The 21,713-nt window shown below is 36.5% G+C and carries 19 protein-coding genes and 2 pseudogenes; 16 read left to right on the forward strand and 5 right to left on the reverse strand.

Translation table 11 applies throughout. From position 1 onward, the window contains the following. Positions 1–167: 167 nt before the first annotated feature. Together BkAM31D_RS10930 and BkAM31D_RS10935 are read left to right on the forward strand one after the other, a co-directional pair. Entirely contained in the window at positions 168–1,079 is a 912-nt protein-coding gene (locus tag BkAM31D_RS10930; protein WP_066151216.1) for a CBASS cGAMP-activated phospholipase, read from the forward strand. 12 nt (positions 1,080–1,091) lie between these two features. Beyond that, the gene (locus BkAM31D_RS10935; RefSeq protein ID WP_066151214.1) at positions 1,092–1,382 is read left to right on the forward strand and encodes a DUF3219 family protein; all 291 of its coding nucleotides are present in this window, start codon (positions 1,092–1,094) and stop codon (positions 1,380–1,382) included. Between the two features lie 62 nt (positions 1,383–1,444). Here the strand turns inward: BkAM31D_RS10935 and BkAM31D_RS10940 are convergent, their stop codons facing one another. Together BkAM31D_RS10940 and BkAM31D_RS10945 are read right to left on the reverse strand one after the other, a co-directional pair. Continuing rightward, positions 1,445–1,774 (reverse strand): hypothetical protein, encoded by a 330-nt coding sequence (locus BkAM31D_RS10940; RefSeq protein ID WP_085449791.1) that lies wholly within the window; start codon positions 1,772–1,774, stop codon positions 1,445–1,447. A gap of 215 nt (positions 1,775–1,989) precedes the next feature. Next, positions 1,990–3,123, reverse strand: coding sequence for a zinc-dependent alcohol dehydrogenase (locus tag BkAM31D_RS10945; RefSeq protein WP_066151775.1), 1,134 nt, complete (start codon positions 3,121–3,123; stop codon positions 1,990–1,992). 181 nt (positions 3,124–3,304) lie between these two features. Here BkAM31D_RS10945 and speD point away from each other — a divergent pair, with 181 nt between their 5' ends. The 6 genes and pseudogenes from speD to BkAM31D_RS10970 all read left to right on the forward strand — a co-directional run bounded on the left by speD (position 3,305) and on the right by BkAM31D_RS10970 (position 7,900). Then, complete coding sequence (gene speD / locus BkAM31D_RS10950) at positions 3,305–4,108, forward strand: adenosylmethionine decarboxylase (protein WP_066151208.1); 804 nt, start codon at positions 3,305–3,307, stop codon at positions 4,106–4,108. Positions 4,109–4,232: 124 nt separating this feature from the next. Beyond that, positions 4,233–4,502 (forward strand): annotated as a pseudogene (locus BkAM31D_RS10955) (alpha/beta-type small acid-soluble spore protein). A gap of 12 nt (positions 4,503–4,514) precedes the next feature. Beyond that, positions 4,515–4,667, forward strand: coding sequence for a hypothetical protein (locus tag BkAM31D_RS23550; RefSeq protein WP_157076760.1), 153 nt, complete (start codon positions 4,515–4,517; stop codon positions 4,665–4,667). Positions 4,668–4,708: 41 nt separating this feature from the next. Further along, entirely contained in the window at positions 4,709–5,248 is a 540-nt protein-coding gene (locus BkAM31D_RS10960; RefSeq protein WP_066151205.1) for a DUF3231 family protein, read from the forward strand. Between the two features lie 414 nt (positions 5,249–5,662). Beyond that, the gene (locus BkAM31D_RS10965) at positions 5,663–6,487 is read left to right on the forward strand and encodes a DUF368 domain-containing protein (protein WP_371807200.1); all 825 of its coding nucleotides are present in this window, start codon (positions 5,663–5,665) and stop codon (positions 6,485–6,487) included. Positions 6,488–6,781: 294 nt separating this feature from the next. Continuing rightward, positions 6,782–7,900: a CPBP family glutamic-type intramembrane protease gene (locus BkAM31D_RS10970; RefSeq protein ID WP_066151201.1), complete on the forward strand. Its 1,119-nt coding sequence runs from the start codon at positions 6,782–6,784 to the stop codon at positions 7,898–7,900. A gap of 85 nt (positions 7,901–7,985) precedes the next feature. On the opposite strand, the gene rraA is transcribed toward BkAM31D_RS10970, so the two are convergent. Then, positions 7,986–8,459, reverse strand: a complete 474-nt coding sequence (gene rraA / locus BkAM31D_RS10975; RefSeq protein ID WP_371807201.1) for a ribonuclease E activity regulator RraA — start codon at positions 8,457–8,459, stop codon at positions 7,986–7,988. A gap of 231 nt (positions 8,460–8,690) precedes the next feature. Between rraA and BkAM31D_RS10980 the strand changes: the two genes are divergently transcribed. The 3 genes from BkAM31D_RS10980 to BkAM31D_RS10990 all read left to right on the forward strand — a co-directional run bounded on the left by BkAM31D_RS10980 (position 8,691) and on the right by BkAM31D_RS10990 (position 11,714). Beyond that, positions 8,691–9,635: a beta-ketoacyl-ACP synthase III gene (locus BkAM31D_RS10980; RefSeq protein WP_066151196.1), complete on the forward strand. Its 945-nt coding sequence runs from the start codon at positions 8,691–8,693 to the stop codon at positions 9,633–9,635. Between the two features lie 29 nt (positions 9,636–9,664). Continuing rightward, the gene (fabF, locus tag BkAM31D_RS10985; RefSeq protein WP_066151193.1) at positions 9,665–10,900 is read left to right on the forward strand and encodes a beta-ketoacyl-ACP synthase II; all 1,236 of its coding nucleotides are present in this window, start codon (positions 9,665–9,667) and stop codon (positions 10,898–10,900) included. A 265-nt stretch (positions 10,901–11,165) separates the two neighbouring features. Beyond that, on the forward strand, positions 11,166–11,714 hold the full coding sequence (locus tag BkAM31D_RS10990) for a peptide-methionine (S)-S-oxide reductase MsrA (protein ID WP_218017022.1): 549 nt from the start codon (positions 11,166–11,168) through the stop codon (positions 11,712–11,714). A 63-nt stretch (positions 11,715–11,777) separates the two neighbouring features. On the opposite strand, the gene BkAM31D_RS10995 is transcribed toward BkAM31D_RS10990, so the two are convergent. Then, positions 11,778–13,097, reverse strand: coding sequence for a NarK family nitrate/nitrite MFS transporter (locus tag BkAM31D_RS10995; protein ID WP_066151190.1), 1,320 nt, complete (start codon positions 13,095–13,097; stop codon positions 11,778–11,780). Between the two features lie 307 nt (positions 13,098–13,404). Here BkAM31D_RS10995 and nirB point away from each other — a divergent pair. The 5 genes and pseudogenes from nirB to hcp all read left to right on the forward strand — a co-directional run bounded on the left by nirB (position 13,405) and on the right by hcp (position 20,955). Continuing rightward, a pseudogene (gene nirB, locus BkAM31D_RS11000) lies at positions 13,405–15,824 on the forward strand (nitrite reductase large subunit NirB). Between the two features lie 17 nt (positions 15,825–15,841). Beyond that, positions 15,842–16,162: a nitrite reductase small subunit NirD gene (gene nirD / locus BkAM31D_RS11005; RefSeq protein WP_066151186.1), complete on the forward strand. Its 321-nt coding sequence runs from the start codon at positions 15,842–15,844 to the stop codon at positions 16,160–16,162. A gap of 208 nt (positions 16,163–16,370) precedes the next feature. Beyond that, positions 16,371–18,599 (forward strand): formate C-acetyltransferase, encoded by a 2,229-nt coding sequence (gene pflB / locus BkAM31D_RS11010; RefSeq protein ID WP_066151184.1) that lies wholly within the window; start codon positions 16,371–16,373, stop codon positions 18,597–18,599. Positions 18,600–18,788: 189 nt separating this feature from the next. After that, positions 18,789–19,514 (forward strand): pyruvate formate-lyase-activating protein, encoded by a 726-nt coding sequence (gene pflA / locus BkAM31D_RS11015; RefSeq protein WP_066151182.1) that lies wholly within the window; start codon positions 18,789–18,791, stop codon positions 19,512–19,514. A 154-nt stretch (positions 19,515–19,668) separates the two neighbouring features. Next, a complete protein-coding gene (gene hcp / locus BkAM31D_RS11020; protein WP_066151179.1) occupies positions 19,669–20,955 on the forward strand; it encodes a hydroxylamine reductase in 1,287 nt (428 codons plus the stop codon). Positions 20,956–21,087: 132 nt separating this feature from the next. Here the strand turns inward: hcp and BkAM31D_RS11025 are convergent, their stop codons facing one another. After that, the gene (locus BkAM31D_RS11025; protein WP_066151176.1) at positions 21,088–21,696 is read right to left on the reverse strand and encodes a trimeric intracellular cation channel family protein; all 609 of its coding nucleotides are present in this window, start codon (positions 21,694–21,696) and stop codon (positions 21,088–21,090) included. Positions 21,697–21,713 lie beyond the last annotated feature (17 nt).

Raw genomic sequence — 21,713 nt, forward strand, 5'->3', positions numbered from 1 at the left:
CCATGATCCTCCTCTTTTTATATATCGTTAATGTTTCTCCTTAAATAGCGTTCTATTCAAAATAAGTTGCTCGTTTCTTTGGAATAGCAGGAAAATGTAAACAATCCAACATACTCGACATCATACAAGGAAAAGCTATAGAAAATAAGGAAATTAAGGTGAATTGAATGAAAATTTTATGTATTGATGGTGGAGGAATTCGTGGGATATTTGCTGTGGCCATATTAAAAAAAATGGAAGAAGAGTATAAAAAACCAATTGGCGAATTATTTGATGTAGTTTCTGGGACAAGTACAGGAGCCATTATTGCGACATCTGTTATTTTAAACAAACCTATGAAAGAATTACTTAAAGGATATAAAAAGTTCGGGAAACAGATTTTTAATCCACAGGCTCAAATAGGAATATTTAAAAGTGTGTACAGCGACAGGTATTTAAGAAAATATTTTAAGAAGACTTTTGGTGAATTAAAACTGGCCGATATAAAAAAACCATTGCTTATTCCTGCTGTTGATGTTACGCATGGAAAGCCATACGTTTATCGCTCAAATTATGGTCATCCTGAGAGTGATGATTTATCAATAAAACTATGGGATGCTGTTCTATCTTCTTGTTCGGCTCCTGTCTATTTTCCTCCAAATAATATTAATAATAAATACTTATCGGTTGATGGGGGATTATGGGCTAATAACCCATCGATGGTTTGTGTAACAGAGGCAATGCAGTTTTTTAATAAGCGTTTAGATGAAATTCATATATGTTCTGTTGGTACAGGACTGCAGCAAATCGAATATAAAATTGAGAAAGACAAATACTGGGGAATAAAAAAGTGGCTGCCGTTTCAATTTCCCTTTATGAAAATTAGTCCTAAACTTTTAGATTTAGCCCTTGACCTTTCTTCGGAATCTATAACGTATCACTGTCAACATCTGTTAGGAGATAATTATTTTCGGTTAAATGAGGATTTAGGAACAGAAGTCCCATTTGATGATGTCTCTTGTATTGATGATTTAATAAAATTAGGTGAGGAAGTCTATCAGAATCAAAAAACAAAAGTGCAACATTTTTTGCAACTATAGAAGGAGAAGAAAATGAACACGGAAGTATGGTTAAATAAGGTTCCTATTAAGGTATTTAATTATAAAGAAATTTTAGATGTCGATGCGAAAACGCTAAAATCAGTTACATTTGACTTTGAAGTGCGAAGTGAAGAGTATCATACAATTACAACTCTACTTTATGACAGGACATTCGATGTGAATATTCCTAGCAGGCAACGGTCATTTCAGGGTGAAATATATAATTACTCTACATCAATTACGAATTTATATGAGAAAAATCAAGTTGGTATATTTCATTTAGAATTAAGAGAGATTAAATAGAAATAATGGGGGTGTCTTAAATTTTATGACACCCCAGTTACCTTTTTTACAATCTATTTCTTTTAATAAAAATAAGGGAAAAGTAAGCTAGCTAATAAAAAGTAAGGGAAATGCTGACGTCTAAACCGTCTAAATCTTCTTGGGTAGCCATATCCGTATCCGGGATAGCCTCCGTAAGGGCCATACCCGCCATATCTAAAATCAGTATGAGTTCCTTGATCTTCACCAGCTGGGACTAAAACACTGACTCCCTCACGGTCAATTCCATCAATGATTCCGTCTACCATTTGACCATCTGTCGTTTGAAATTGTACAAGGTGATGTAAATATTGTTGGCATAAGTCATACATTTGCTGTTGATGCATGGATGGATCTGCAGAATGTGAAGGCATTTGCTGTTGATGCCCCCCTGCGGCATCGTTTGCGGCATTCCTCCGTGAGGCATTTGATTCATTAAGTGGTTATGATTCATTTTCATTCCTCCTTTTTTACATGGTCAATATATGCAGATCTAGGCAAATGTGATACTCACACTGGTAAAGAATTGTAATTAACTAATTCAATAAAAAAACCTATTTCACTAAATGAGGTGAAATAGGAAGGGAAATTAAGGTTTAAGCACGACCTTTATACAATTGTCCTCATGATCGTTAAAAATCTTGTAAGCCTGCTTTGCTTCATCAAGAGATACTTTATGAGTGATTATTTCTTTAGGATCATATTCATTATTAACAATTTGTTCATATAATTTCGGCATGATTGGGATAACAGGTGCTTGCCCCATTTTAATTGTGACATTACGTGTGAAAAACGGACCTAACGGGAAATTGTTGTAGTTTGCCCCATAAACTCCAGTCAGTTGAACAACACCTGTTTTTCTTACTGCTTTTGTTGCGATTTGAATAGGGCCAATTGTTCCGCCTTGGAGCTTTAGCTTTTGTTCAATATATTCTAATGGTGATTTTTTTCCATCCATTCCGACACAATCTATGACTACATCTGCTCCACCCGATGTTATTTCCTTTAAGTGTTCACCCATATCCGGAAATTCAGTAAAATCAAATACTTCCACATGATTCATTTTTTTTGCATGGGCTAGTCGATAGTCAAGATAATCAATAGCAATAACACGTTTAGCTCCTTTTTGCCACGCATATTTTTGAGCCATTAAACCGACAGGACCGCAGCCTAGAACAATGACAGTATCTCCTTTTTTGACGCCTGCATGTTCTACACTCCAATAAGCTGTTGGAAGGACGTCAGATAAAAATAGTAACGACTCATCTTCTAATTCACAAGATTCAGGGATGACAAAAGGGGTGAAATTGCCAAAAGGGACTTTTAAATACTCTGCTTGTCCACCAGGATGGTTTCCAAATTTTTCGGTATAACCAAAATAACCGCCTGAGTCATAATGTGGGTTTGAATTATCACATTGACTTGTTTCGCCATGATTACAATACGTACAATGACCACAAGCTACATTAAAAGGAACAACAACGCGGTCTCCCTTTTTTACTTTCGTTACCTCGGGTCCAACTTCCTCTACGATACCCATTGGTTCATGTCCAATGCTATAACCTTTAGGTAAGGGCATATTCCCTTGATATAAGTGTAAGTCAGAACCACAAATGGCGGTTGATGTTATCCGAACAATTATATCATCTTTCTTTTCTATTTTTGCATCCTCAACTTCAGTTACTTCAACGTGATTAGGTCCTTGATACGTGACTGCACGCAATACTCTCACTCCATTCAATTTATTCTCCTTTTAAAGTATTTCAATCCATAATCAACATTAGTCAGTTAATAATTAACATAATCAATTTATTGTTTTAGATTGAATAAAATGGGTAACATACTAACTAAGATTATATGGGAAGAAGAGCAACTTAGACTACTGAAATAAGGGGACCTAAAACATGCTAACACCAGAGCAACGAATTACTTTACATGGCTTTAATAACCTTACGAAATCTTTAAGCTTTAACATGTATGATGTTTGTTACACGAAGACGAAAGAAGAAAGAGAAGCTTATATAGAATACATTGACGAACAGTACAATGCTGATCGCTTAACGAACATATTAGAACATGTGACTGAAATAATAGGTGCACATGTTTTGAGTGTTGCGAAGCAAGACTTTGAACCACAAGGAGCAAGTGTTACTTTATTGGTTTCAGAAGGTCCAGTCGTTGAAGTTCCAAATGAATCTTATGATGAATCTCCAGGTCCACTACCAGAATCTGTAGTAATGGGATTAGACAAAAGTCACATTACCGTTCATACGTATCCAGAGTTTCATCCGTATGAAGGAATCAGTACTTTTAGAGCGGACATCGATGTCTCGACTTGTGGTGAGATTTCACCATTAAAAGCTTTAAACTATTTAATTCACTCTTTTGAGACCGATATAATGACAATGGATTATCGAGTACGTGGCTTTACAAGAGACATAAAAGGTCATAAGTTATTTATCGATCATGACATAAATTCAATTCAAAATTATATACCAGATGAAGTAAAGAAGTTATATGACATTATTGATGTAAATATTTATCAGGAAAATATATTTCATACAAAGTGTAAACTTAAGGATTTCGATCTCGACAACTATTTGTTTGGCAAAACGAAGGTTGATCTACATCCTGGGGAAGCAGAAGAAATTACAAATAAACTCACGGTAGAAATGGATGAGATCTACTATGGAAAAAATATAAAATAGCTGCTAGGAACCATGTTATTCGTGGTTCTCTCTTTTTTTATTAGGCTGGGAAATAATGACAGTAATTCCTTGTGTGAAAAGGAAGAAACTATAATGAGGGTTTATTGAAGGGGGATGAATAAGGATGGCAAGGAGAAAAAGACTACTCGTTCCAGAAGCACGAAAAGCGATGAATCAATTTAAAAATCAAGTGATGGCAGAGCAAGGTTATTTTATAGATGAAAGAAATCCCGATCATGTCAAGTATTAAGTTGCAGAAGAGGTAAATGTCCCTTTAAAGAAAGGCTATAATGGAAAGCTAACTTCAAAACAAGCCGGACAGGTTGGTGGTCAAATTGGTGGAAGTATGGTAAAAGAATTAATCCGAATGGCTCAACAAAATTTAAAAAAATAAGGAGTGAATATAATGATAGCTAAAGATAAAGAGCAATGTGAACCTTTAGAGCATTGGTTAAACGAGGAAAAGGACCAAGAGTTTTCTGAGGAGCTTTCTGACGGAGGAGAACGCAATGAATTTGTAGAAGAACAAACAAAAAGTGGAAGAATTACTACAGGTTGATGTTATGAGTATACTGGAAAGAGTTATAGGGGTGAACGAGAGTGCCAAACATCATTGAGGCAATTAAAGCCGCATTTAATAGCATTGTTGACGACGAAGCTAAACCTCCGTTAAATATTATTGAAGCGTCTTATTCTTGGTTGTATTACAGCATCGTTAAGGAAGCAATTGCTTTTGAAGAAGCTGGTTTGAATACGACGAGTGATGATGAACTGAAAGGCATTCTTACCGATGCAATCAAGTTATGTAACGAGCATGCAACGCAGTTAGAAAAGTTAATGAGGGAGGAAGGAGTAACATTGCCTCCTGTCTCACAACAAAAACCTTATAGCAATAATAATGAGATTCCCCCGGGAGTCAAGCTAACAGATGAAGAATTGTCAAATGGATTAGCAATGAAGATTTTACTTATGAGTAATAAAGCAGCTTATGCGGCTGCGGAATGTGTTAGAACTGATGTAGGTGCTTTATATGTCCAATTTTTTAATGAAGCAGCAGTTTTTGGAGCTACATTAAAAACAAAAATGAGGAAAAGGGGCTGGGCTAAAATTCCACCCGCTTATAGCCCTCCTGGAATCTAACAAATAAACCGACTCACTTGTGAGTTGGTTTATTTGTGTATGTCAAATCTCACTATTACGACTTTCCTAATATTTCACATACCGTAATAGGTTATCAAATTTAATAGTAAAAAATTATTTGTGAGAAATTAAGTAAAAAAACAAAAATTAATTGTGTAGCAATGAAAAATCAACTAAGATATTATCATTCAATAATAAATGCCTGCTTAAGGGGAGTAGCTATCATAGAGTCGTAACCAGAAATACATCCTCGGCTTTATTTACAACTTGAATGTTGTTGGCGAGACTTTTACCAGAAGTAAGGGTCTTTTTTGTATGTGTATACATCTTTAGAGTTAGAAGGTCTAAGTAGAAAATAAATGATTTATAAAGGAGAAAAATAAGGTGTTTCAATGGCGTAATTTGTTTAAAGGGATGGCAATGGGGATTAGTGATTTAATTCCTGGAGTAAGTGGAGGAACCTTAGCATTAGTACTTGGGATTTATCAGCAATTGTTATCAGCAATTAATGGTTTATTTACAAAAGAGTGGAAAAGGCATAGTATATTTTTGATACCATTAGGATTAGGGATTGTATCAGTACTTCTAACTCTCAGCCACTTAATTGAATGGCTATTAGCAGATTATCCTCAACCTACATTTTTCTTCTTTCTTGGGTTAATTATAGGGATTATCCCACTCTTATTAAAAGAGATTCATTATAAACAAACGTTTACGTTTTCTCATTATATTTTAATCATTGTTGGAGCTGTAATTGTTGGTTCTACGATCTTTGTAAAAGATCAAGAATTAGCAGTTGTTATGTCGAACTTAACAGCAAGTGATTTTGTCTTATTGTTCTTCGCTGGATGGTTAGCGAGTTCAGCAATGATTCTCCCAGGCGTTAGCGGTTCGTTTATCTTTTTGCTGTTAGGCGTTTATCCTACCGTAATCAATGCCCTTTCAACGTTTAACTTACCTGTTATTATGACGGTAGGGTTTGGAATTGCTATCGGGTTAGTCATTACGAGTAAATTACTCTCTTATTTACTCTCTCACTATAAAACAGCTGTATATGCGCTTATGGTTGGATTTATCAGTGGTTCCGTTATAGTTATATATCCAGGAATCTTACAAGACTCATTTTTACTGTTCGTCAGTGTGATTGCTTTTATTGCTGGATTGTTTACAGCTTACATGTTAAGTTACGCAGAGAGGCGTAAAACGGCTTCAACACTCTATGTTCAAAAGGATTGTTAATATGAATTGGAACTGTAAAAAGGGTTAATTTACACATCTTAAAACGTTCTTAAGTACAAATGTAAGGGAAAATGGGACAAGGTAGATAAAAATTCTGATCAACAGAAAAGATTTCCGTAAATAGTAAGAAAGGGCTTATCGATATAAATTCGGTAAGCTTTTCTTTAGCAAAAATGTTAGTTAGGCTAATACATTACTAAAAATTACCTCAGTTCCTTTCCTATATAACTTATTTAAACTCCAGTATAATGAAAGATAATGTAAAAACACATCATGACTAGGAGACATCAGACAATGGTTAGTACAAATGTAATTACTGATATTAGACAAAATCAGTTATCAAGTGAGCTAAGTCTTGATGAAATGATCTTGATTGAATCACTTTCTGAGGAGATTTCCGTGGAGAAGGGGCAAATAGTTATTGATGAAACACATCTTTCACAAACCTTTTATTTAGTTAAATCTGGAAGTCTTAATGTACTTTTAGGAGACAAAGGTATTACGGTACGTGAAGCTGGTCATTTTGTTGGTATGCTTGATTTAGATGAAATACCGATCCATTCTGTTGTCGCACGTGAACCATCTACTTTAATTAAAGTAAACGTGGACAAAATCTTCTCTTCGAGTCGCTATCACTCTCTACAAATCAAATTGCTATCAAAAGTAGTAAAGCAGTTATCTCAAGATGTGCGACTACACGAACAGGAAACAAAGAAGTATTATGCTCTTGGAACTCTGAGTGTTTATTTATTATGTATTTTATCTTTATATACGTTAAGTTTAGGCGTTCTAAGTGGTTTTGTGGCAAATTTTGGAGCGTCCACTTTTGTCGATATAAGTTTGATAATTGGTTTCGCTTTTGTTATGTACATATTTATGAAGGGTAGCCCTTATTCCTATAAAGACTTTGGGGTAACGACTGTAAATTGGCGAGATGATATCAAAGAAGCTGCGATTATTACTTTGCCCATTCTACTTTTTTTTCTAATTTTAAAATGGTTTTTAATTACGTTTATCCCTGCATTTTCAGAGATTTCTTTGTTTAATCCAGCTGCAGCATTAACTGATATTGGGTTTAGCTATCCAATGTTTGTATTTATGATCCTCGTTTATATCGTTTTTTCTGTCATACAAGAATTCATCGCAAGAACTGGTTTACAATCAGCTCTTTATCTCTTTTTGCCGAATTCAAAGTATAAGCTAATTATCTCGATTGTTCTGTCCAATTTGCTTTTTGCAATGGCGCATTCACATATTGGAACATTGTTTGCCTTAGTAGCATTTCTTCCAGGTCTTTTCTGGGGGTGGTTGTTTGCTCGTCAGCAGTCAATTGTGGGAGTTAGCTTTTCTCATATGATCATTGGGATTTGGGTTCTATTTATTCTTGGGTATACAGAGTTCGTCCAATTTTAAATTATGGTAGAAGGCTACGTTAGAGTGTAGATAGATGATGTTAAGAGAGAGGATGAGTAGTGAAAAACTACTCATCCGAAAATGATTAGATTAACTTATTCTTTGCTACTAAGATCCCATCTGCATCTGCGTAGATATAAGAACCTGGTTCGAAATTTATGCCAGCAAATTGTACGGCAATGTTTTCTTGGCCTTTACCTTGTTTGAAACTTTTTAATGGCGTTGTTCCAAGAGCAAATATGCTGACATCCATCTCATTGATTAGAGCACTATCTCGAATTGATCCATAAATTATAACACCTGATAGATTACGGTCTACTGCGATTTGTGCTAGATTGTCTCCCATAAGAGCTACTTTTTTCGAACCTCCCCCATCAACAACGAGTACACTTTCTTTCGGAATTGTTTCCAAAGCTTTTTTTACTAGTACATTGTCTTCAAATACTTTAACAGTATGAATCACACCAGAGAAAGAGTGTTTCTTGCCAAACTTGGTAAAGATCGATTCAGCTACTTCAACCTGTTCGCGGTAGTCATCACAAATATCTGCCGTATGAATATTCATTTAAGGCCCTCCAATTATTTAAATTATGAGTGTAGAACAAGATGAAAACTATTACATAATTTAACAGTAGTAGATTACCTTGTATTATTCAAGATTTTTATTAATGGCTAATAAATTTTAGTAGAATTGAATTTGTGAATATCCTTCATTTTCGCAGTGTTTTCCTGTAATATAATTAATATGAGATATTATGACCTGATCTTAAAAATACGTTAGGGTGATGAAATGAAATCTGTTGGAATTATTGGAGTAGGTGCCTATGTACCAGAAAATGTTGTAAGCAACTTAGATCTTGAGACTAGCGTAGCAACAAGTGATCAGTGGATACGCTCTCGTACTGGAATAGAAGAACGTAGGATAGCAAGTGAAGAAGAGGACACCTCGCACATGGCTGTAATTGCTGCTAGAAGAGCCCTTGACGATGCCTCGTTACATCCTGAAGACATCGATTTAATTCTAGTGGCAACTGCAACTCCAGACTATGTATTTCCAACAGTTGCTTGCATGGTGCAGGAAGCCTTAGGAATACGTCATATACCGGCAATGGACCTTAGTGCTGCATGTTCTGGATTTGTTTATGCATTAGTAACAGGAAAACAGTTTATTGAAACGAATACATATAAGAATGTATTAGTTGTTGGCAGCGAGAAGTTCTCAAAAATAGTCGATTGGTCTGATCGAAATACTTGCGTCTTGTTTGGTGATGGGGCTGGGGCTGTTGTTTTAAGCGAAGTTTCAGATGGGAAGGGAATACTCTCATTTGAATTAGGTGCTGATGGTACTGGTGGCAAGCATTTATTTGTTGATAACCAAACGAATTATGTTGCCATGAATGGAAGTGAAGTATTTAAGTTTGCTGTGAGACAAATGCCTGATTCTTGTTTACAAGTAATTAAAAAGGCAGGTTTGTCGAAAGAGGATGTTGATTTTCTAGTTCCTCATCAAGCCAATATTCGCATTATTGATGCAGCTAGACAGAGATTAGGTTTAGATAAAGAAAAAGTTTCAACAACGGTAACGAAGCATGGGAATACATCCGCTGCTTCCATCCCGTTAGCTTTATTTAGTGAAATAGAAAAAGGTTCTATTAACGATGGAGATATTGTTGTAATTGTCGGCTTCGGTGGTGGTTTAACATGGGGTTCTGTTTGTTTAAAATGGGGGAAATAGATCTGATTTAGTTGAAGGGGAGAGTTTTCATGAAAAAACGAGTCGTAGTAACAGGAATTGGAGCCGTTACTCCTTTAGGGAATGATGTTAACACAACTTGGGCAAATCTAACAGCAGGTGTTTCTGGAATCGGACCACTATCTAGAGTAGATGCTGACCAATTTAATGTGAAAGTAGCTGGGGAAGTAAAAGAATTTACCCCTGGTGATTATATGGACAGTAAGGAAGCAAGAAGAATGGCACGTTTTACCCATTTTGCTATTGCTGCAAGTAAAATGGCTGTTGAAAATGCTGAACTTAAAATTGGTGAAAACATACAATCAGAACGTGTTGGGGTATGGATAGGTTCTGGGATTGGTGGTTTAGATGCATTTGAGGAGCAGCACAAAAAATTCTTAAACAAAGGACCAAAAAGAGTAAGCCCATTTATCATTCCAATGTTAATTCCTGATATGGCATCAGGTCGTGTTTCGATAGAGCTTGGGGCCAAGGGGATAAACAATTGTTCGGTCACAGCGTGTGCCTCTGGAGCAAATTCAATTGGCGATGCATTCCGAGTAATACAAAATGGCGAAATGGATGCAATGATTACAGGAGGAGCGGAAGCGGCGATTACTGATATGACCATTGCTGGTTTTGCTAATATGACAGCACTATCTACGAATCCAGATCCGAAAACGGCTAGTCGTCCTTTTGACCAAAATCGTGATGGATTCGTGATTGCAGAGGGATCAGGGGTATTAATTCTAGAAGAATTAGAACATGCTCTTACACGCGGGGCCCGTATTTATGGTGAAATTGTAGGATATGGTGCTACTGGTGATGCTCATCATATTACAACACCAGCACCAGACGGTGAAGGTGGGCAGCGTGCGATGAAATCAGCTTTAAAAGATGCAAATCTAGCACCTGAACAAATTGACTATATAAATGCTCATGGAACTAGTACTCATTACAATGATTTATATGAAACTTCAGCAATCAAAGAAGTATTTGGAGAGCATGCTTATCAATTAGTTGTCAGCTCGACGAAATCGATGACAGGCCACCTGCTCGGTGCTGCAGGAGCAATTGAGGCTATTTTTTCTCTTTTGGCTATTCGAGATAGTGTCGTACCACCGACGATCAATTACGAAACTCCGGATCCAAGTCTCGATTTAGATTATGTTACAAACGGGGCGAAAGAAATGCAAGTTGATGCTGTATTATCGAATTCATTAGGATTTGGTGGCCATAATGTATCATTAATCTTTAAAAAATACTAAAATGGATGAGAGAAAAGGTGACTACCTTTTCTCTTTTTTGTTAATTTGGCTTATCTTTAATACAATAATCATAGCAACAAATTGTAAGGAAACACCCTTTTTTACATCGAAAAAGAAAGTGTTAAAAAGTAAAATAAAGGAGAGAGTTCCTATGTATATCGATTATAAAATGTTAACGAAACAAAGTAATCACCTTGAAACCATTTCATTAGGGTTAGGTTGATTTTGGGGACCAGATGCCCGGTTCGGACATCTCAAAGGAGTCATTCGTACACGTGTTGGGTATGCAGGAGGTACATTGCAAAATCCTATATACAGACAAATGGGCGATCATACCGAAACAATTGAGATAGATTTTGATTCTTCGGTGCTTAAGTTAGAAGAACTATTTGATATTTTTTGGCAGAGTCATAATGCATTGAAAGTGAATCATTATCGTGGGAAACAATATCAATCAATGATTTTATTTAGAAACGATGAACAAGCACAAGTCGCCCTTGCAAGTAAAAGAAAGTGGGAAGATAAATTGAACGGAACGATCCAAACAGAGATTGCTCCTCTAATTACTTTTTACCTAGCAGAGGAAAGGCATCAAAAATATTATCTTAAACGTTTTCCCAAAGCATATTTTGAATTAATGAGTTATTTTCCCACATTTTGCGAATTTGTAGACTCTACATTAGTTGCAAGGTTAAATGGATTTGTAAGAGAGTATGGCTCATTGCAGTCTATTAAAATGGAATTAGCAGAATGGCCTTTAAGACAAAAAGAAAAAGGCGCTATAGAAAGTATGATTCAGTCTTTAAAGTGGTAATTAAAGAGAGAAAGGGCTTCTCACAAGGTCAATACGAGAACTTGTGAGGAGCCCCTATTGTAATTAAGATGCTTTTTGTTTTGATTCAATCATAGTGTCACACGCAACTTCTGCATTTTTCCGCTGATAGTAGTACCAATTTAAAACAATAGATAGTACGTAGAACCCAATAAAGAGATACAAAGCTGTTACTGGTGTTCCGGTAGCAGAAGATGACCAACCGAAAAGTTGTGGAATAAAAAATGACCCATACGCGGCAAAAGCAGCAGTAAATCCAAGTACAGGTGCAGCTTCTTTAACAGGAAAGATAAGTGGGATCATCTGGAATGTTGAACCTGATCCCATTCCGGCTGCAATAAATAGAATTAAAAATGAAATGAGAAAGCCTGCAAAATGTTGTTGACCACTAAAATAGATAACTGCTAGAGCGCCAAGACTCATCGTTATAAGGACCAAAGTAGTAACTTTAGCGCCACCAAATTTATCAGAAACCCACCCACCAACAGGACGGAAAGCCGCGGCTAGAAAAGCTCCTAAAAAGGCTAACGCAACATACTCAGGAAATTGTGATCTTAATAGTAATGGGAAGGCTGCCCCATATCCAATGAATGAGCCAAAAGTAGCAACATAGAGAATGGTCATGATCCATGTATGCTTTCGTTTCACAATAATAAATTGGTCTTTTACAGATTGTTTTGCAGTTGGGAGATTATCCATTCCGAAATAAGCAACGATTGTCATGATAATAATTGGGACAACCCAGATAAATGCAGCGTTTTGTAACCAAATCTCTTGACCATTGGCTAAGACTTGACCTTCACCACCGATAAAGGCAAACGTTCCAACTGTGATAATTAACGGAGTAACAAATTGAACAACTGAAACCCCCATATTTCCTAATCCGCCATTAATTCCTAGAGCTGTTCCTTTCTCTTTTTTAGGGAAGAAGAAACTAATATTTGCAAGAGCGGAAGAGAAATTACCTCCACCAAGTCCGCATAATGCCGCAAGAGTTAACATAAGCCAATATGGTGTTTCTGGATTTTGAACCGCAAACCCAATTCCAATTGTTGGCAGTAATAATATACCTGTTGAAAAGACGACCCAGTTTCGACCACCAAATTTGCCAACAGCAAAAGTGTAAATAAATCGTAATGAGGCACCAACTAAACCAGGTACTGCTGCTAAAGTGAACAGCTGTTCATCTGTAAATTGAAAACCGATATCATTTAAGCGGACAGCAACTACGGACCATATTTGCCATACAACAAAAGCAAGTAATAATGTTGGAACTGAGATCCATAAATTTCTTCGAGCGTGTCTTTTTCCTTCCCTTTCCCAAAACTCTTGATTTTCTGGCTGCCATTCTGTTATTCGTGCCATGATAATTCCTCCAATAATAACTTTATCAAATTCTTTTTTAAAATTGCTTCTTATCTAAACATGATTACAAAACAAATCATACAAACAAAAAGAACTGTTGAAAGTGATATGTATCACATAAAAAGATAAGAATGTACCGGAATATCTCGAAAACCAAAACAATATATAAAGGAAGCTAATTCTTTCAATAAAAAAGAAATATAAAAAATTGAAAATGTGATTGTTATCACATTAATTTCTAAGTAAAAGTCATATTATGAGTGTAACAAATACATTGTGAATTATTGAACAAAATGGAGGGATAAACATGAAGAAAGAAAAATTAGTAATGGTCGGAAATGGAATGGCTGGTGTTCGTGTTATAGAAGAAATATTAAAAGTGAATCCTGATTTATATGACATTACAATATTTGGGGCAGAACCACATCCAAACTACAACCGAATTAAGCTATCAAATATATTGCAAGGTGAAGCGAGTTTTAAAGAAACAATTATAAACGATTGGCAATGGTACGAATCGAATGACATTACTCTCTATACTGGGGAATCGGTTGTTGATATAGATACGAACGCGCAACATGTAATATCAGAGCATGGAACAAAAGTAGATTACGATAAATTAATTCTAGCAACAGGGTCAGTACCTTTTATCTTACCTGTGAAGGGAGCTGACAAAAAAGGTGTAATAGGGTTTCGTGATATAGCTGATTGTGAACAAATGATCAAAGTGGCAAAACAGTTTAAGAAAGCTGTTGTAATTGGTGGGGGTTGCTTGGGTTAGAAGCAGCAAAGGGGCTTATTCATTTAGGTATGAAAGTGGATGTAGTTCATTTGCCGGAGCATTTAATGGAAAGACAGTTAGATACGATTGCCGCGACAATGCTAAGAAATGAATTAGAAAAACAAGGTATGAATTTCCTGATGGAAAAAGTTACAGTCGAGTTATTAGGATCAGAACGTGTGACAGCTGTTCGCTTTAAAGATGGAACAGAAATTGAAGCTGATTTAGTTGTCATGGCAGCTGGTATTAAACCAAACGTAGCAATTGCTGAAAGAAATGGTCTTTTTGTAAACCGTGGAATAGTCGTCAATGATTTTATGGAAACATCCGTTCCTAATGTCTATGCGATTGGAGAATGCGCAGAACATCGAGAAATTGTCTATGGGTTAGTAGCGCCATTGTATGAACAAGGCAAAGTATTAGCTGAACTGTTAACTGGCAACAAAGGAAAAGGATATGAAGGGTCTATTACAGGGACTCAATTAAAAGTTTCAGGAATTGATCTATTTTCTGCGGGAGAATTTATTGATGATCCAACCTCAAAGTCGATCGTTGTTCATAATGAATTTGAAGGAATTTATAAAAAAGTTCAAATACGTGATAATCGCATAGTTGGAATCGTTCTATATGGCGACACAAAAGATAGCAATCGGTTATTCAGAATGTTGATGAATAAAGATGATGTGAAAGATCTCATTTCGGTTTCTTTCTTACAAAAAACAGGTCAGGACGAAGCGAATGACATTGCTTCAATGACAGATGATGAGATTGTTTGTGGTTGTAATGGAATCGTTAAACAAACAATCGTCGAAGCCGTTAAAAAAGAAGGTTTGACAACTGTTGAACAAGTAGGAAGATGTACAAATGCGGGGCGTTCTTGTGGACGTTGTAAGCCTGTCATTCAAGACATTCTCGAATATACGCTTGGTGCTGACTTTGATCAAACGGCTATAAAACAAACCGTTTGTGGATGTACTACATTAAGTAGAGACGAAGTCGTTGCAGAAATTCGTGAAAAAGGACTTACAACAATTAGAGAAGTAATGAACGTCCTTGAATGGCAGAACGAAGAAGGCTGCTCAAAATGTCGTCCGGCATTAAATTACTTCCTTGGAATGGTGCACCCTGATTATATTGACGATAGGAATTCACGCTTAGTAAATGAAAAAATGCATGCCAATATCCAAAAAGATGGGACATATTCGGTCATTCCAAGAATGTATGGAGGAATAACTTCTGCCAAGGACTTAAGAAAGATCGCAGACGTGGCAGATAAATACAATGTAGGTCTTGTGAAATTAACAGGCGGACAACGAATTGGATTATATGGATTGAAAAAAGAAGATCTACCAGCTGTTTGGGAAGAATTGGGGATGCCTTCAGGCTATGCATACGGGAAAACATTACGAACTGTAAAAACTTGTGTTGGTGCAACATTCTGCCGGTTTGGAACTCAAGATTCAATGAGTCTGGGAATTGAACTAGAGAAAAGATTCGAACGACTTGATACCCCGCATAAAGTGAAAATGGGTGTTTCAGCTTGTCCAAGAAATTGTGCAGAGGGTGGGATTAAGGATGTTGGTGTTGTTGGTTTAGACGGTGGTTGGGAAATATATGTTGGAGGTAATGGAGGTACTGATCTCCGAGCTGGCGATCTTTTATGTAAAGTGAAGACTGAAGATGAAGTATTTGAATTAACAGGTGCCTATTTACAATATTATCGTGAAACAGCATTGTATTTAGAACGCACTTCACAATGGATTGAACGTGTCGGCTTAGAACATGTAAAAGAAGTTCTTGAAGACCAAGGAAAACGAAAAGAATTAAATGAGAGACTTAATAAAACGCTTGATCGTTACGAAGAGCCTTGGCAAAAAGCAATTGAGGATGAAAATATTCGTGATACGTATTACACAAAGCGTCAAGCATTTACTGTTTCTAAATAAGAAAGGAGAAAGGAAAAATGTCAACTTTAACAAAGCAAATAGAAATAAAAAATATCGATCAATTTCCAGTGGGTATAGGACAAGTTATTCTGTATAAAGGCGAAGAATTAGCTGTATTTCGATTAGCTAGTGGAGAGGTCTATGCCATTGAAAATAAAAGTCCTCATCCAAAAGGAGGAAAACTTGCGGATGGATTAGTAAGTGATCATTATCTATTTTGTCCAATTCATGATTGGAAGATTTCCTTAATAGATGGTCAAGTACAAGCTCCTGACCAAGGTCATGTAAGAACTTTTCCGGTACGTGAAGTGGGAGATGACATTATTATCGATCTTTAGGAGACGATGTCATTATATTGACAAAATTATTAATAGTGATTGTGATTATTATCACATTCTAAATAATCCTTTTTCTATAAGCTTATAAGTAAGAGGAATTCCTTTCAAGTTAGCTTTCTTACCGATATGACAGATGTAAAATCTTCTCAATCTGTGATATCGGTTACTATCACAAATGTCCGCAACCTTATGAAAGAAGGGATACAGTATGACAGATTATTGGAGAACATTTAAAAAAGGCAAGTGGCAGCATCTTGTAGATGTTAGAGATTTTATCCAACAAAACTATACACTATATACGGGAGATGAAAGTTTTTTAGTAGGGCCTACGGAAAGTTCAAGCGAACTGTGGGGACAAATTATGGACCTTACTAAGAAGGAAAGAGAAAATGGTGGTGTTCTTGATATGGACACAGAGATTGTATCTAGTATCATCTCCCATGAACCAGGATACTTAAATAAGGAATTAGAGACTGTTGTTGGGTTACAAACGGATGAACCATTTAAGCGTTCTCTTCAACCATATGGTGGAATTCGTATGGCAATTGATTCATGTAAATCTTACGGATATGAAGTTGATCCTGAAGTAATTGAGACGTTTACAAATTATCGTAAGACACATAATCAAGGAGTATTTGATGCTTATACATCTGAGATGCGTTTAGCGCGTAAAGCAGGAATCGTTACAGGGTTACCTGATGCATATGGACGCGGAAGAATCATTGGAGATTATCGTAGGGTGGCTCTTTATGGAGTGAACTACTTAATTGAAGAAAAAAAGAAAGACTTAGAGTCAACTAGTAGAGTTATGTCAGAAGAAGTGATTCGGGACCGTGAAGAGATCTCTGAACAGATTAGAGCGTTGCAAGAACTTAAAGCAATGGCCTCATCTTATGGATTTGATATTTCATTGCCGGCTCAAACGGCCAAAGAAGCATTTCAATGGTTATATTTCGCTTATTTAGCAGCCATTAAAGAACAAAATGGAGCTGCAATGAGTCTAGGTCGTACCTCGACGTTTTTAGATATTTACATTGAACGTGATTTACAGGATGGTACGTTGACTGAAGTTGAAGCACAAGAATTAGTAGATCATTTTGTTATGAAACTAAGGCTAGTAAAGTTTGCAAGAACACCAGATTACAATGAATTGTTTAGTGGTGATCCGACATGGGTAACAGAATCGATTGGTGGGGTTGGTATAGATGGTAGACCACTAGTAACGAAAAGTTCATTCCGTTTCTTGCACACTCTCGAAAACTTGGGACCTGCTCCAGAGCCCAACCTAACCGTTTTATGGTCCGATCAATTACCAAGAAACTTCAAAAACTTCTGTGCAGATATGTCAATCAAAACAAGTTCGATCCAATATGAGAACGATGATATTATGAGAGCGCATTTCGGAGATGATTACGGAATTGCTTGTTGTGTAAGTGCGATGAGAATTGGTAAGCAAATGCAGTTCTTTGGAGCGAGAGCTAATTTAGCAAAAGCGCTGTTATATGCTGTTAATGGTGGCGTAGATGAAAAACTTAAAGTACAAGTGGGACCAGCATTTGCACCTATTACAAAAGAATACTTAGAATACGATGACGTTCTTGAAAAGTTTGACGCGATGATGGATTGGTTAGCTGAGCTTTATATGAATACACTAAATGTTATTCATTATATGCACGATAAATACAGCTATGAGCGTATTGAAATGGCATTACATGATAAAGAAATCTTTAGAACAATGGCCTGCGGAATTGCCGGATTATCTGTAACTGCTGATAGCTTAAGTGCAATTAAGCATGGGAAAGTCAAGGTTATACGTGATGAAAATGGTATAGCGGTAGACTATGAAATTGAAGGGGATTACCCGAAATACGGGAACAATGATGAGCGGGTCGATGAAATCGCTGTTTGGCTTGTCGAAACATTTATGGACAAATTGAAGAAACATAGAACATACCGTAATGCTGTTCCAACGATGTCTGTATTAACAATTACAAGTAACGTTGTTTACGGAAAGAAAACAGGTAATACACCAGATGGACGGAAAGCTGGAGAACCATTCGCTCCAGGAGCTAATCCACTTCATGGACGTGATAAGAAAGGGGCACTTGCTTCTTTAACTTCTGTAGCGAAAATTCCTTATGAATCTTCATTAGACGGCGTGTCAAATACATTTAGCATCGTACCAAAAGCACTAGGAAAAGAAGAAAACGATCGTATTGGCAATTTAGTAGGAATCTTAGATGGCTACGCGAAGCAAGGTGGTCATCACCTTAACATAAATGTATTTAATCGTGAAACATTAATTGATGCAATGGAGCATCCGGAAGAATACCCACAATTAACGATACGTGTGTCAGGCTATGCTGTAAACTTCATTAAACTAACACGCGATCAACAAATTGATGTCATAAACCGGACATTCCACGAATCACTTTAAGTATAAAAGTATGTAGAAGGAAGTGAAGCCGAGATAAAAGAGTTGTTATTAATGAAAAATCCGAACGTAATAGATGCGTAGCATCCGCTACGGAAATAGAATTCTCTATGTGGCCTCGTTCGTATCTTCAATAAAACACTTTTTATCTCAGTTTCCTGCTTTCGACTTAATAGAAAATGAGGGGTTTATATGATTGGAAAGGTGCATTCGATTGAAACATGCGGCACAGTAGATGGTCCAGGGCTGCGCTATGTCGTTTTTATGCAAGGCTGTTTATTACGCTGTCAATTTTGTCACAATCCAGATACTTGGAAGATTGGAGAAGGAAAATCCATGACAGTTGACGAGATAATAAATGATTTGCAACATTATCTACCATACTTTGAAAGTAGTAATGGTGGCATTACAGTCTCAGGAGGAGAACCTCTATTACAAATAGATTTCTTAATTGAGCTTTTTTCAAAGTGCAAAGAGCTTGGCATTCATACGACCATTGATTCATCGGGCGGCTGTTTTCAAGAACACCCTGAATTTTTACGTAAACTTGATCGGTTACTAGAATTAACTGATTTAATTTTGCTTGATATTAAACATATTAATACAAAGAAGCACCGTATGTTAACTGGGATGAAAAATGAGCATATATTGAGCTTTGCCAAGCTCTTATCTGATCGCAATATCCCAATTTGGTTAAGACATGTTCTCGTTCCTGGTATTAGCGATGATTCAAATGATCTGCTAAAATTGCGTTCATTTATTGACAGCCTGAAAAATGTAGAGCGAGTTGAAATATTGCCCTATCATAAATTAGGGGTTTATAAATGGAAAGAATTAGGGTTAGAGTATCCATTAGAAGGAGTGGAACCACCTTCTGAACAAAAAATTACTGAGGCTCAAATAATATTAAATTCATAGAAAAATCCATTGAGAATAATCTCAATGGATTTTTCCTTTGTTTAAAAAAGATAAATAATTGAAGAGTTGTGATCAAAGTCACAGAGGATTCTTAAAGATGTATATAAAATACATATTAAGAAGGTAACAAATTAACTGCTCGGAGGCGATGAGAATGTTTTGTCATCAATGTGAACAAACACCTACTGGAGGCTGTCAAATAATTGGAGTTTGTGGCAAAAATGAAGATATTGCAAGTTTGCAAGACACATTAGTGTTTGCATTAAAAGGGATTGCTGCCTATGCGACCCATGCAAGACAGCTTGGATATTCTGACCCGGAGGTAGATGCGATTACACACGAAGCTTTATATATGACTTTAACAAATTCAAATTTTAATTTGCAAGAACATGTTGATATGGCGATGAAAGTAGGGTCAGCTGCAGTTAAAGTAATGGAGTTATTAGATAAAGCGCATACAAGTAGACTAGGTGTTCCTGAACCAGTAACCGTTTCTCAAAATAAAGTTGAAGGAAAAGCGATTATCGTAACTGGCCACAATTTGTTTGCTCTTGAGGAGCTACTAAAGCAAACAGGTGGGAAAGGGATTAATATATATACACACTCAGAAATGCTACCTGCCCATGGATATCCACAATTAAAAAAATACAACCACTTAAAAGGCAACATTGGTAAAGCGTGGTTTGATCAAAGACGCTTATTTGAGAAATTCCCAGGTGCTATACTTGCTACGACAAACTGTGTAATGCCAATTAAAGGCACATACTCTGACCGCTTCTTTTCTTATGATATTGCGGGCCTAGAAGGCGTTGAGAAAATTATAAATGATGATTTCACACCACTCATTCAAAAAGCCCTTTCACTTCCAGATGCAAACATTGAAAGTGATGAAAAGCTAACTACAGGTTTCCATCACGAAACAGTCATTGGCATTGCTCCTGAAATAGTAAGTGCAGTAAAAGCAGGAAAAATTCGAAAGTTCTTCGTGATCGCTGGCTGTGATGCCCCAGGACCAGGAGGAAAATATTATCGAGAATTAGCAACATCATTGCCAAATGACACAGTCATACTTACAACATCTTGTGGAAAATTCAGATTTAATGATTATGATTTTGGCACCGTAGCAGATACAGATATCCCACGATATATTGATTTAGGACAATGTAATAACTCTGTATCTACTGTTAAAATAGCTCTTGCACTAGCAGATGCATTTGATTGTGAAGTAAATGAACTTCCAGTTAGCATTGTCCTATCATGGTTTGAACAAAAAGCAGTTGCCATATTACTTGGTTTATTTAGCCTTGGAATTCAAGATGTACGAATTGGGCCAAAGCCCCCTGAATGGATCACGCCAGGAGTACTAGGGGTTTTGCAAGATGCCTTTAATTTAAAGTTAATTACTACGGTTGAAGAGGATCTGACGGCAATGCTACAATAAAATATTTTAATCAATTATTAAATAATTATTAAAAATACAGCGCAAAGCTTAGATGAAGCATTGCGCTTATTTTTTGTTACAAGTCTCTCACCAATGAATCTTAACGATAGTACTTAATTTTATATTAACTTATTATTTGTTAACAGTTACCTTTCTCCGTGGCAATGTCCATTGATAGTGAACGGAAAGCATTCGAAGGAGGACAATTAATAGGAATAAAAGTAATGTTCCAACTGTTCCTGTAACTATGTTTAATCCTATCCCGAGTCCAGCTAACATTGTCCACGCAATATAAATCTCCTTTTGTAAAAGTAATGGCTTTCTCCTAGCTAAAATATCTCGTATCATTCCTCCTCCCGTACCAGTTAAAGCCGCAGCTACTAAAACAGCACTTAACGGATGTTCCATATTTGATGCGTAAATGGCCCCTTGAATAGAAAATGCGGCTAAGCCTAAGGAGTCAAAGAATATCCCTGTTTTCTTCCAGTGATTAACCCACAATTTGGGTAAAAAAAAGGCTAACGACATAGCGATGATTGCAATGGTGAACAGTGAGCCTTGTGCCCATAAATTAGAAACGGGAACTCCTATCAGTAAATTTCGGATCGCACCGCCTCCAAAGGCGGTAACAAGTCCTAATATGTATACACCTATCAGATCATAGTCTTCTTCCATAGCAACGATCACACCGCTTAATGCAAAAGCAATCGTTCCGATGATATTAAGGACATCCCAAATCATATTCCTTCTCCTTACTA

The organism is Halalkalibacter krulwichiae, from assembly GCF_002109385.1.
Taxonomy (GTDB): Bacteria; Bacillota; Bacilli; order Bacillales; family Bacillaceae_D; genus Halalkalibacter; species Halalkalibacter krulwichiae.

Bases quoted from the DNA above. Each gene is read 5' to 3' on its own strand.
- BkAM31D_RS10930 (WP_066151216.1), top strand. From the start codon at position 168: ATGAAAATTTTATGTATTGATGGTGGAGGAATTCGTGGGATATTTGCT.
- BkAM31D_RS10935 (WP_066151214.1), top strand. From the start codon at position 1,092: ATGAACACGGAAGTATGGTTAAATAAGGTTCCTATTAAGGTATTTAAT.
- BkAM31D_RS10940 (WP_085449791.1), bottom strand. From the start codon at position 1,774: ATGCCTTCACATTCTGCAGATCCATCCATGCATCAACAGCAAATGTAT.
- speD (WP_066151208.1), top strand. From the start codon at position 3,305: ATGCTAACACCAGAGCAACGAATTACTTTACATGGCTTTAATAACCTT.
- BkAM31D_RS23550 (WP_157076760.1), top strand. From the start codon at position 4,515: ATGATAGCTAAAGATAAAGAGCAATGTGAACCTTTAGAGCATTGGTTA.
- BkAM31D_RS10965 (WP_371807200.1), top strand. From the start codon at position 5,663: ATGGCAATGGGGATTAGTGATTTAATTCCTGGAGTAAGTGGAGGAACC.
- BkAM31D_RS10970 (WP_066151201.1), top strand. From the start codon at position 6,782: ATGGTTAGTACAAATGTAATTACTGATATTAGACAAAATCAGTTATCA.
- BkAM31D_RS10980 (WP_066151196.1), top strand. From the start codon at position 8,691: ATGAAATCTGTTGGAATTATTGGAGTAGGTGCCTATGTACCAGAAAAT.
- fabF (WP_066151193.1), top strand. From the start codon at position 9,665: ATGAAAAAACGAGTCGTAGTAACAGGAATTGGAGCCGTTACTCCTTTA.
- BkAM31D_RS10995 (WP_066151190.1), bottom strand. From the start codon at position 13,097: ATGGCACGAATAACAGAATGGCAGCCAGAAAATCAAGAGTTTTGGGAA.
- nirD (WP_066151186.1), top strand. From the start codon at position 15,842: ATGTCAACTTTAACAAAGCAAATAGAAATAAAAAATATCGATCAATTT.
- pflB (WP_066151184.1), top strand. From the start codon at position 16,371: ATGACAGATTATTGGAGAACATTTAAAAAAGGCAAGTGGCAGCATCTT.
- pflA (WP_066151182.1), top strand. From the start codon at position 18,789: ATGATTGGAAAGGTGCATTCGATTGAAACATGCGGCACAGTAGATGGT.
- hcp (WP_066151179.1), top strand. From the start codon at position 19,669: ATGTTTTGTCATCAATGTGAACAAACACCTACTGGAGGCTGTCAAATA.
- BkAM31D_RS11025 (WP_066151176.1), bottom strand. From the start codon at position 21,696: ATGATTTGGGATGTCCTTAATATCATCGGAACGATTGCTTTTGCATTA.